Origin of the sequence: Streptomyces sp. NPDC059900, from assembly GCF_050270335.1 — a bacterium.
Lineage (GTDB): Bacteria > Actinomycetota > Actinomycetes > Streptomycetales > Streptomycetaceae > Streptomyces.
Window position 1 is genome coordinate 10866 of the sequence record NZ_JBNNJZ010000085.1, and the last position, 11549, is coordinate 22414.

The following is an 11549-nucleotide window of genomic DNA, read 5'->3' on the forward strand; positions in this document are numbered from 1 at the left end:
GGGTGGCAGGGCGGCGAGAAGGCCGTCGGCTACCTCCAGGAAGACGGCATCGACGCCAAGTCGAAGACCGACACCTACGCGGCCATCAAGCTGGAGGTGGACAACCGCCGCTGGGCGGGCGTCCCGTTCTACCTGCGCACCGGCAAGCGCCTCGGCCGGCGCGTCACCGAGATCGCGGTCGTCTTCCAGCGCGCGCCCCACTCCCCCTTCGACCACACGGCGACGGAGGAACTGGGCCAGAACGCGATCGTCATCCGCGTCCAGCCCGACGAGGGCATCACGGTCCGGTTCGGCTCCAAGGTGCCCGGCACCTCGATGGAGATCCGCGACGTGTCGATGGACTTCGCGTACGGCGAGTCCTTCACCGAGTCCAGCCCGGAGGCGTACGAGCGCCTGATCCTGGACGTCCTGCTCGGCGACGCCAACCTCTTCCCGCGCACGGAGGAGGTCGAGCTCTCCTGGAACATCCTCGACCCGATCGAGGAGTACTGGGACAAGCACGGCAAGCCCGCGCAGTACCCGTCCGGGACCTGGGGCCCGTCCGAGGCGGACGAAATGCTCGCACGAGACGGACGGAGCTGGCGTCGCCCATGAAGATCGACCTTACGGACACCACGTCCAGCAAGATCAACAAAGCGCTCGTCAAGGGCCGCAGGGCGATCGGCACCCCGGCCGTCGGCATGGTGCTCACCCTCGTCATCGTCACCGACGAGGAGAACGCCTACGACGCCCTGAAGGCGGCCAACGAAGCGTCCCGCGAGCACCCCTCGCGCACCCTGGTCGTCATCAAGCGCGCAGCGCGCTCGCCCCGCGACCGCACGACCTCGCGCCTGGACGCCGAGGTACGGGTCGGCGCGGACGCGGGCACCGGCGAAACGGTGGTCCTGCGGCTGTACGGCGAGGTCATCAACCACGCCCAGTCGGTCGTCCTGCCGCTGCTGCTCCCCGACGCCCCGGTGGTCGTGTGGTGGCCGGTCAACGCGCCGCTCAACCCGGCCAAGGACCCGCTCGGCGCGCTCGCCCAGCGCCGCGTCACGGACACCTACGCCGCCGAGCAGCCGATCCACGAGCTGACCGCGCGCGCCGACGCCTACAGCCCCGGCGACACGGACCTGTCCTGGACCCGGATCACCCCGTGGCGCTCGATGCTCGCGGCCGCTCTCGACCAGGTCCACTGCAAGGTGACCGCGGTCGAGGTGGAGGGCGAGGAGTTCAACCCGAGCTGTGAGCTGCTCGGCATGTGGCTCGCGGACCGGCTCTCCGTGCCCGTGAAGCGCTCGCTGTCCGCGGGCCCCGGCCTCACCGGCGTACGCATGGACACCGACTGCGGTCCCATCGTGCTCGGCCGGGCCGACGGCTCGCTCGCCACGCTCTCCATCCAGGGGCAGCCCGACCGTGCGGTGGCGCTCAAGCGCCGCGAGACGGCCGAGCTGATCGCCGAGGAGCTGCGCCGTCTCGACCCGGACGACACCTACGCGTCCGCGCTGAAATTCGGCGTGGACCGCCTGGGCGAGTCGGCGGAGCATTCGACGGTCCCCGACGTGGAAGAGCCCACCGCGGCGGCCAAGAAGACGGCCCCGGCGAAGAAGACCGCGGCCAAGAAGGCGGCGGCGAAGTGAGCGCCGCCCCGCAGCTGGTCGTGCACCGCGACAAGGAGCTGATGGCGCAGGCCGCCGCGGCCCGCCTCATCACGAAGATCGTCGACGCGCAGGCCGCCCGCGGCTTCGCGTCGGTGGTCCTCACCGGCGGCCGCAACGGCAACGGCCTGCTCGCGGCGCTGAGTTCGTCCGCGGCCAAGGACGCGATCGACTGGTCGCGCCTGGACCTGTGGTGGGGCGACGAGCGCTTCCTGCCGGACGGCGACCCGGAGCGCAACTACACCCAGGCCAAGGAGGCACTGCTCGATTCGGTGCCCCTGAACCCGGCCCGGGTGCATCCGATGCCCGCGTCGGACGGCGCGTACGAGGTGGACGCGGCGGCCGGGATGTACGCCGCCGAGCTCACCGCGGCCGCGGGGCCCGAGGACCACGGCCCGGTGCCGACGTTCGACGTGCTGATGCTGGGCGTCGGTCCGGACACCCATGTCGCCTCGCTCTTCCCGGAGTTGCCCGCGGTCCGCGAGAGCGAGCGGACGGTGGTCGGCGTGCACGGCGCGCCCAAGCCGCCGCCCGTGCGCATCACGCTCACGCTCCCGGCGATCCGCTCGGCCCGCGAGGTGTGGCTGCTCGCGGCGGGCGAGGACAAGGCGAACGCCGCGGCGATCGCGCTGTCCGGCGCGGGCGAGGTACAGGCGCCCGCCGCGGGCGCGTACGGCAGGTCGCGGACGCTGTGGCTGCTCGATGCCGCCGCGGCCTCGCAGCTGCCGCGCGATCTGTATCCGCCGGCTTCGCCCTGAGCGGTCGTGTGACAGCAGTACGGCCCGGTCCGCCTCTCGGCGGGCCGGGCCGTACTGCGTCCTATCGGCTCAACGGCCGCGCAGCGTGCGGTACTTCTCGACGAGGGCCGTCGTCGAACCGTCGAGGTCCGGCACGTCGGCGCCCTCGGTCAGGGCGGGCTCGATGCGCTTGGCGAGCACCTTGCCGAGCTCGACGCCCCACTGGTCGAAGGAGTCGATGTTCCACACGGCGCCCTGCACGAACACCTTGTGTTCGTAGAGCGCGATGAGTTGGCCGAGAACCGACGGGGTCAGCTCCTTGGCGAGGAGCGTCGTCGTCGGGTGGTTGCCCTGGAACGTCTTGTGCGCGACGAGTTCGTCCGGCACGCCCTCGGCCCGCACCTCGTCGGGCGTCTTGCCGAAGGCCAACGCCTGCGTCTGGGCGAAGAAGTTGGCCATCAGGAGGTCGTGCTGGGCGACCAGGCCCGGCAGCAGATCGGCGACCGGCTCGGCGAAGCCGATGAAGTCGGCCGGGATCAACTTCGTGCCCTGGTGGATGAGTTGGTAGTACGCGTGCTGCCCGTTGGTGCCCGGCGTGCCCCAGACCACCGGTCCCGTCTGCCAGTCCACGGGCCGCCCGTCGCGGTCGACGGACTTTCCGTTGGACTCCATGTCCAGCTGCTGGAGGTAGGCGGTGAACTTGGAGAGGTAGTGCGAGTAGGGCAGGACCGCGTGCGACTGGGCGTCGTGGAAGTTGCCGTACCAGATGCCGAGGAGGCCGAGCAGCAGCGGCACGTTCGACTCGGCGGGCGCGGTGCGGAAGTGCTCGTCGACGAGGTGGAAGCCGTCGAGCATCTCGCGGAAGGCGTCCGGGCCGATGGCGATCATCAGCGAGAGGCCGATCGCCGAGTCGAAGGAGTAGCGGCCGCCGACCCAGTCCCAGAACTCGAACATGTTGGCCGTGTCGATGCCGAAGTCGGAGACCTTCTCGGCGTTGGTCGACAGGGCCACGAAGTGCTTGGCGACCGCGCTCTGGTCGGCGCCCAACTCGGTCAGGAGCCAGTTGCGCGCCGAGGTCGCGTTCGTGATCGTCTCGATCGTGGTGAACGTCTTCGAAGCGATGATGAACAGCGTCTCGGCGGCGTCCAGGTCCCGCACGGCCTCGTGCAGGTCGGCGCCGTCGACGTTCGACACGAAGCGGACGGTCAGATCACGGTCGGTGAAGGACCGGAGCGTCTCGTACGCCATGGCGGGGCCGAGGTCGGAGCCGCCGATGCCGACGTTCACGATGTTCTTGATGCGCTTGCCGGTGTGACCGGTCCACTCCCCGGAACGGACCTTGCCGGAGAAGGCGGCCATCTTGTCGAGCACGGCGTGCACGGCCGGCACCACGTTCTCGCCGTCCACCTCGACCACCGCGTCCCGCGGGGCGCGAAGCGCGGTGTGCAGGACGGCGCGGTCCTCGGTGGTGTTGATCTTCTCGCCGCGGAACATGGCGTCCCGGAGACCGAAGACGTCGGTGGCCGCGGCGAGCTCGCGCAGGAGCCTCAGCGTCTCGTCGGTGACGAGGTGCTTGGAGTAGTCGACGTGCAGGTCGCCGACCTGAAGCGTGTACTGCGTGCCGCGCGCCGGGTCCTTCGCGAAAAGATCACGCAGCTGCACCTCCCCCAGCTGCTCCCGGTGCTTGCCGATCGCCGCCCATTCGGGCGTCTGGTTGAGCCTGGCGCGGCTTTCTGCGTTCATCTCGGACTTCAGCCTTCTCTCGTACCTGTGTACGTACCTTGCCCCGCTGCACGTTCCAACCTAATTGATCAGGGCCCGATATGAGATCTCTGAAGCTGTCTGTCCGCACACGTGCCGGTAAACGCCGCGTGAAAAGCACAGCGGCCGGACATCCGCGGATGTCCGGCCCTTCTCACGCTCTAGATCTCGCCCCGCAGTTTCGCCAGCGCCTCCGCGAGAATTGCCTCGCCGTCCGCGTCACTGCGCCGCTCGCGTACGTATGCCAGGTGCGTCTTGTACGGCTCGGTGCGGGGCGGGTCCGGCGGATTGTCCCGGTCCTGACCGGCCGGGAAGCCGCAGCGGGGGCAGTCCCAAGTATCGGGCACCTGCGCGTCGCTGGCGAAGCTGGGAACCGTCTCGTGCCCGTTGGAGCACCAGAAGGAGATGCGCAGACGCGGCGCGGACTCACCGCGCTCGGCCTCGCCCATCGGCCCCGCCCCGACCCGACTTCCTCGGATCGCGTTGCCACTTGCCACGGTCGTAACTCCCTGCGTGATGGTGCTGCTGCGGGCGCCTCAGTCTACGTAAGGCCCAACGCGCGTCCAGTGTTTGGAGTTACACCCCGCACAGAGACGCAAGCCCCATGATAATCCGCGCCGTGCGGCGCGCACCGTACATGGGGCTTTAAGCGAAGCTTTCGCAAGGTGGCAATCAAGCCGCTTTCGCGGTCAGTTGTTCACCTTCATCAACAGGCCGAGCACGACAATGCACGCGAACCAGAGAAGACCGACCACGACAGTGATGCGGTCGAGGTTGCGCTCGGCGACGGAAGAGCCGCCGACGGAGGACTGCATGCCGCCACCGAACATGTCGGAAAGACCGCCGCCCTTGCCCTTGTGCATCAGGACAAGAAGCATCATCAGCAGGCTGAAGACGATCAGGGCGATCGAGAACCCCATAACCACGGCTGGACCAACTTCCTCGGATCTGAATCGACTCTGTATCGACGACGGGGGCCGGATGCCTCGCTGAGCGAGTCGCCCGGCCCCCGCAAGGGTACGACGTATCGGCGCTACCGCATACTCACTGGTCGCGGAAGCGGACGATCTTGACGAACTCGTCCGGGTCGAGTGCCGCGCCGCCGATGAGGGCGCCGTCCACGTCGGGCTGCGCCATGATCGCGGCGACGTTGCCGGACTTCACGGAGCCGCCGTACTGGATGCGCACCTTGTCGGCGAGCTCCTGCGAGTACAGCTCGGCGAGGCGGCCGCGGATCGCGCCGCAGACCTCCTGGGCGTCCTCGGGGGTCGCGACCTTGCCGGTGCCGATGGCCCACACCGGCTCGTAGGCGATGACGATGGTCTCGGCCTGCTCGGCGGGCAGGTCCTTCAGGCCGCCGTCGAGCTGGGCGAGGGTGTACTGGATCTGCTGGCCGGCCTCACGGATGTCGAGGCCCTCGCCGATGCAGAGGATGGGGGTCAGGCCGTGCTTGTAGGCGGCCTTCACCTTGGCGTTGCAGACCTCGTCGCTCTCGTCGTGGTACTGACGGCGCTCGGAGTGGCCCACGGCCACGTACGTGCACTTCAGCTTCGAGAGCATCGGGCCGGAGATCTCACCGGTGTAGGCACCGGTGTCGTGCGCCGAGATGTCCTGGGCGCCGTACTTGATCTTGAGCTTGTCGCCGTCGACCAGGGTCTGCACCGAACGCAGGTCGGTGAAGGGGGGCAGGACGGCGACCTCGACGGCCTCGTAGTCCTTGTCGGCGAGGGCGAAGGCGAGCTTCTGGACGTGGGCGATGGCCTCGAGGTGGTTGAGGTTCATCTTCCAGTTGCCCGCCATCAGCGGGGTACGCGTAGTCATCAGGTGTCAGTTCTCCAGTGCGGCGAGGCCGGGGAGCGTCTTGCCCTCGAGGTATTCGAGGGAGGCGCCGCCGCCGGTGGAAATGTGGCCGAATGCGTTCTCGTCGAAGCCCAGCGTGCGGACGGCGGCGGCGGAGTCACCGCCGCCGACGACCGTGAAGGCCGGCGAGTCGAGAAGCGCCTGAGCGACCGCCTTGGTGCCCTCGGCATAGTCCGGGTGCTCGAAGACGCCCATCGGACCGTTCCAGAAGACGGTGGCCGCGTCGGCGAGCTTCGAGGCGTAGAGCTTACGGGTCTCGGGACCGATGTCGAGACCCTCCTGGTCGGCCGGGATGGCGTCCGCGGCGACCGTGGTGGGGTTGGCCGGGGCCTTGGTCTTCAGGTCCGGGAACTCGGTGGAGACCAGCACGTCCACGGGCAGGACCAGCTCGACTCCGCTGTCCTGCGCACGCTTGATGTACTCCTTGACGGTCGGGACCTGGTCCTCCTGGAGGAGGGAGATGCCGACCTCGTGGCCCTGGGCCTTGAGGAAGGTGTACGCCATGCCGCCGCCGATCAGGAGGCGGTCGGCCTTGCCGAGCAGCTCGTCGATGACGGCCAGCTTGTCGGAGACCTTGGCGCCGCCGAGCGCGACGACGTACGGGCGCTTGACGTCCTCGGTGAGCTTCTTCAGGACGCCGACCTCGGTGGCGATGAGGTAACCGGCGTAGTGCGGCAGGCGCGCCGGGAGGTCGAACACGGAGGCGTGCTTGCGGTGCACGGCGCCGAAGCCGTCCCCCACGTACACGTCGGCGAGGGCGGCGAGCTTGTCGGCGAACTCGCCGCGCTCGGTGTCGTCCTTGCTGGTCTCGCCCGCGTTGAAGCGGAGGTTCTCGATGACGGCGACCTGACCGGGCTCCAGGCCGTCCACCGCGTCGTGCGCGGCGGGGCCCACGGTGTCCTGGGCGAACGCCACGGGCTTGCCGAGGAGTTCGCCGAGGCGCTCGGCGGCGGGCAGCAGCGAGAACACCGGGTCCGGGGCGCCCTTGGGGCGGCCGAGGTGCGAGGCGACGATCACCTTGGCGCCCGCTTCGGCGAGCTTGGTGACGGTCGGCAGGACGGCGCGGATACGGCCGTCGTCGGTGATGGTGCCGTCGGCGAGCGGCACATTGAGGTCGGCGCGGACGAAGACCCGCTTGCCTTCGACCCCTGCGGCGAGAAGTTCGTCGATCGTCTTCATGACTGGTCCAGGACTCCTTTGGAGGGCTGACGTGCAACAAGGCCCGGACCACGCAGTATTGCGCGGTCCGGACCCTGTGCTCACATCGAGGTGCCTGCTCTGCTGATCAGAGCTGGCCGCCGACGAAGACCGTGAGGTCGACGAGGCGGTTGGAGTAGCCCCACTCGTTGTCGTACCAGCCGAGGATCTTCACCGTCTTGCCCTCCTGGACCATGGTCAGGGAGGAGTCGAAGGTGCAAGAGGCAGGGTCGCTGACGATGTCGGACGACACGATCGGGTCCTCGGTGTAGAAGAGGATGCCCTTGAGGGCGCCGTCGTCGGCGGCCTTCTTGAACGCGGCGTTGACCTCGTCCTTGGTGACCTCGCGCTGGAGGTCGACGACGAGGTCGGTGGCCGAGCCCGTCGGGACGGGGACGCGCATCGCGATGCCGTCGAGCTTGCCCTTGAGCTGCGGGAGGACCAGAGCGGTGGCCTTGGCGGCACCGGTCGTGGTCGGAATGATGTTCTCGGCGGCGGCGCGGGCGCGGCGCAGGTCCGAGTGCGGGAAGTCCAGGATGCGCTGGTCGTTGGTGTACGCGTGGACCGTCGTCATCAGGCCCTTGACGATGCCGAAGTTCTCGTCGAGAACCTTCGCCATCGGCGCCACACAGTTGGTGGTGCAGGACGCGTTCGAGATGACGTGGTGGTTGGCCGCGTCGTACTTGTCCTGGTTGACGCCCATCACGATGGTGATGTCCTCGTCCTTGGCCGGAGCCGAGATGAGGACCTTCTTCGCGCCACCGGCGATGTGCTTCTCGGCGTCGGCCTTCTTGGTGAAGATGCCGGTCGACTCGATCACGATGTCGACGCCCAGCTGACCCCACGGGATGTCGGCGGGGTTGCGCTCGGACAGCACCTTGATGGTGTGGCCGTCGACCGTGATGGTGTCCTCGGTGTGCGACACCTCGGCCTTGAGACGGCCCAGGACGGTGTCGTACTTCAGGAGGTGAGCCGTAGTCGCGGTGTCACCCAGGTCGTTGACAGCCACGATCTCGATGTCCGCACCCTGCTCAAGCAGCGCTCGGAAGTAATTGCGCCCGATGCGGCCGAAGCCGTTGATGCCTACGCGGATCGTCACGAACCGATCTCCTCGTTGGTACGCCGGTTTCAGACGCCGGCGAGATGTATGGGATGTCCCCGACCGCCTCCGACCCTACCTCTCTGATGGCCTTTGGGTGACATCGACAGGGGGGTCGGACGGCACGGTGGCCCGTACCCCCGAGTAGGAAGTACGAGCCACCGTGAACGGGCTCCTGATTACGCAGCGTCAGCGGCGCAGATGTGCAAGGGAGGCGCCCATAAGAGCGGCCCGTTCGGCACTTCCGGGTACATGCTCGAACCCGAAGCCGAGCAGCACGCTGTCACGCGCTGTGACGGCCGCGTAGGGCTTGTAGAGCTCCCCCGTACGGGCCCAGTCACCCGTGATGTTGGGGCTCCCGGGGGGCGCCGGAGCGACCGCCCAGGTACCCAGAGAGGTCTCGAATCCCTCGGTCTCCGTGGCGTTGCCCCTTATCACGAGCTGGGCGTTGTCGGCAAAGAGACCCCGGCCCCCGCTGGAGGGGTCGGTGATGGCGCTGAGGGACACCTCGATCGTCTTGCCCGCGTAGGCGCTCAGATCGAAGGAGACGGGCTTCCAGCCGCCGGAGGACCCGGTGAAGCTGTTCCAGGCGCCGCTGGTGCCCGACGCCGTGCAGCCGGTCGCCGACTGGGTCAGGTAGTGGCGCAGGAACGGGTGGCCGTTGATGAAGAACCCGGCCCCGCACTCGGCGGGCACGGCCTGGGACGAGTTGCCGTTCGAGTCCGGCAGCGTGGTCCAGTCGTCGGCGCCGGTGGTGTGTGCCTCAAGGACGCCGTGGTCGTAGCCGGTCTCGAGGTTCCAGTTGAGCGCGAACCGCAGCTGCGGCTGGTCGGCGGCCGTGACGTTGGTCAGGTCGATGGTGCGGGTCAGCCGCTTCCAGTCCTGGTCGGCGTGGGTCGCCGATGCCATGCCCTGGCCCGCGAAGGGTGCGTACGGGTTGGTGATGCCGGGATAGCTGCCTGCCGCCGCGCTCTTGAACTGCGGGAACTCGTCCGCGGGCAGGGTGTCGGACGTGACGGTGTAACGGCCCGCCTTGTCCAGGGGGTTGCCCTCGGCCGCCGCCAGCGGCGTCTTGACGCCGTCGAGCGCGCCGCTGCCCTCGAAACTGGTGGCGCCGGGCGCGGACAGCCGTTCGTACGCGCCCAGGTAGTACTGCGCGAAGTCGTCGGAGAGCGCGTCCCCGAGGTCGACGTTGCTGCCGGTGCGCTCGCCGGACTCGATCAGCTTGCCGCCCTCGTTGAGGTAGGCGCGCAGGGCGAGCTGGGTGGGCGCGCCTGGCACCGGGTCGCCGGTGTAGTGCACGACCGCGGAGAAGTGCGACAGGACGCCGAGCGGGTGCGGGACGCCTTGCTTGGCGACGTCCCAGACCACGGCCGAGCGCCCGTTGGCCTTGAGGGCGTCCACGTACTTCTGGGCCTGGGTCGCGGGTGCGCCCTCTTCGGCGACGACGAGGGTGTTCGCCTTGGCCCGTTCGGTGACGGTGTAGGTGAAGTGCGGGCTCTCCGTACGGCCCTTCTTGTTGCGGCCGGTGAACCACACCTCGACCTTGTCGCCGACGCGTGCGTCCTCGACCTCGGCGCGGTACTGGTCGAAGTGGAGGTTGTCCTCGCCGCCGTACGTCTCGCCGCCCTTCCAGGCCTTGACGCCTTCGTCGTGCGTACGGCCGCCGTTGATGCGGTAGTTGAGCTCCTTGTCGCGCACCGACTTGCGGGCCGTGACGGCGACCTCCTGGTCACCGCCGCGGGCGTAGGACTGCGTGAAGGAGTCCGGCGTGAAGTCGGGGGCCTCGATGCCGGTGACGGAGACCGGCTGGTCGGGGTGGAGTGCGGTCTCGGCGACGGCCAGCGCGAACGGAACGTTCTTCGCGAACTCCTGCTGGATCAGCTTCTCGTCGTCCGGGAAGGTGAAAATGGAGGCGCAGTCCTCGGGCTTCCAGGCGTCGTTCGGGTCGACGTTCGAGGCCGTCTGGCAGGTGGACATCTCCGGCGTGAACATCGAGATGCCGTTGATGTTGCCCGCGTGGCCGTCCGCCTCGCCGTTGGTGGTGTAGAGCTCGGAGGAGACCTGCGGGTGGTATCCGGGAACGGCGGGCTTCTCCGGGGTGCCGTTCAGCGCCTTGTAGAGGATGTCGTCCGGGCTCGGCGTGGCGACCTGCCAGCCGATTCCGTAGAGGAGCAGTTCGGCCGCCGAGTGGTAGTTGATCCCGTACTCGAAGCCGATGCGCTTCTGGAAGCGGTCGATTGCCTTGGTCTCGGGCTCGGACATGGGTCCGGTGCCGCGGTAGGTCTCCGAGGAGGCCTCCGGGGACGAGCCCTCGTTGTCGTAGCCCCACTTGTAGGCGAAGTTGCGGTTGAGGTCGACGCCGTCGCCCGCCGCGATCTTGCCGTCGCCGTCGATGTCGCGGAGGTTCTTGCGCCACTGGCGCTCGCCGTCGGCGGCGTGCGTGAAGTCGTAGCCGTCGGGGTTGGCGGAGAGCACGAACCACAGCTCGGTGGAGTTCACGAGCTTGGTGATGCGCTGGTCCTTGCCGTAGTTGTCGAGGTAGTGGTGCATCAGGCGGCGGGTCATCTCGGGGGTGATCCACTCGCGCGCGTGCTGGTTGGACATGTAGAGCGTGGAGGGCTTGGAGCCGTCCTTGGACTTGTCCGCGTTCTTGGTGAGCTTCAGGGCGAGGATGTCCTGCCCCTTGAGCGTCTTGCCGATGGAGACGACCTTGGTGAGGCCCGGGTGGGCCTGACCGGTCTTGACGATCTCCTCCTTGAGGCCGCCCGCGCCGCTGTACGGCCGGAAGACACCGTCTCCCGCGGCCTTGAGCTTCTGCTGCGTGGCGGCGGAGACCTTCTGCTCGGTGAGTTCGACGCCCTCGCGCTCGACGCCCTTGGCCTGCGCCTCGGTCAGATAGACCTCGACCCGGGCGGTGCCTCGCTCGGGGGCCTGCCCCGCGAGCTCGTGGGCGTCCTGGCCCGCCTCGACCAGGATCGGTATCTGCTTCTTGGTGACCTCGGCCTCATAGACCTTCACGGCCGCCGGATCATCGGCGGCCGGGGCCTTCTCCCCGCTGTCGGCCTGCGCGTGCGGTACGGCGACGAGTCCGCCGACCAGTAACGCGCCCGCTGCGACGACCGATCTGAAACCGGCTCTGGATCTCTTGGATCTCGCTCTGCGTCTCATGAGCCCCCCTTGCGGTTGTCCGGCGCATTTGTGCGCGAACGCCAGGCTCGTGACACTTCATGATCATGTCAATATGGTGTGAAGAGG

Annotated in this window: 9 protein-coding genes and 1 pseudogene; 3 read left to right on the plus strand and 7 right to left on the minus strand. The window is 68.4% G+C overall.

Features of this window, described 5'->3' with window-relative positions; all coding sequences use genetic code 11:
- From ACQKIP_RS15155 to pgl, 3 genes and pseudogenes are all read left to right on the plus strand, one after another.
- Positions 1–594 (plus strand): annotated as a pseudogene (locus tag ACQKIP_RS15155) (glucose-6-phosphate dehydrogenase); the annotation flags it as partial.
- A complete protein-coding gene (gene opcA / locus ACQKIP_RS15160; protein WP_365853127.1) occupies positions 591–1619 on the plus strand; it encodes a glucose-6-phosphate dehydrogenase assembly protein OpcA in 1029 nt (342 codons plus the stop codon). The pseudogene ACQKIP_RS15155 and the gene opcA, both read left to right, overlap by 4 nt.
- Positions 1616–2395 (plus strand): 6-phosphogluconolactonase, encoded by a 780-nt coding sequence (gene pgl, locus ACQKIP_RS15165; RefSeq protein WP_365853125.1) that lies wholly within the window; start codon positions 1616–1618, stop codon positions 2393–2395. Before opcA ends, pgl begins: the two co-directional genes overlap by 4 nt.
- 69 nt (positions 2396–2464) lie before the next feature.
- Here pgl and pgi read toward each other — a convergent pair whose 3' ends face one another.
- The 7 genes from pgi to ACQKIP_RS15200 all read right to left on the minus strand — a co-directional run bounded on the left by pgi (position 2465) and on the right by ACQKIP_RS15200 (position 11462).
- Entirely contained in the window at positions 2465–4117 is a 1653-nt protein-coding gene (gene pgi / locus ACQKIP_RS15170) for a glucose-6-phosphate isomerase (protein WP_365853123.1), read from the minus strand.
- A 179-nt stretch (positions 4118–4296) separates the two neighbouring features.
- A complete protein-coding gene (locus ACQKIP_RS15175; protein ID WP_078077905.1) occupies positions 4297–4632 on the minus strand; it encodes an RNA polymerase-binding protein RbpA in 336 nt (111 codons plus the stop codon).
- Positions 4633–4824: 192 nt separating this feature from the next.
- Positions 4825–5055, minus strand: a complete 231-nt coding sequence (secG, locus tag ACQKIP_RS15180; RefSeq protein ID WP_135329442.1) for a preprotein translocase subunit SecG — start codon at positions 5053–5055, stop codon at positions 4825–4827.
- Positions 5056–5179: 124 nt separating this feature from the next.
- A complete protein-coding gene (gene tpiA / locus ACQKIP_RS15185; protein ID WP_365853121.1) occupies positions 5180–5956 on the minus strand; it encodes a triose-phosphate isomerase in 777 nt (258 codons plus the stop codon).
- A gap of 6 nt (positions 5957–5962) precedes the next feature.
- Positions 5963–7174, minus strand: coding sequence for a phosphoglycerate kinase (locus ACQKIP_RS15190; RefSeq protein ID WP_365853119.1), 1212 nt, complete (start codon positions 7172–7174; stop codon positions 5963–5965).
- 106 nt (positions 7175–7280) lie between these two features.
- A complete protein-coding gene (gene gap / locus ACQKIP_RS15195; protein WP_365853117.1) occupies positions 7281–8291 on the minus strand; it encodes a type I glyceraldehyde-3-phosphate dehydrogenase in 1011 nt (336 codons plus the stop codon).
- 189 nt (positions 8292–8480) lie between these two features.
- Positions 8481–11462: a M14 family metallopeptidase gene (locus ACQKIP_RS15200; protein WP_365853115.1), complete on the minus strand. Its 2982-nt coding sequence runs from the start codon at positions 11460–11462 to the stop codon at positions 8481–8483.
- Positions 11463–11549: the final 87 nt, after the last annotated feature.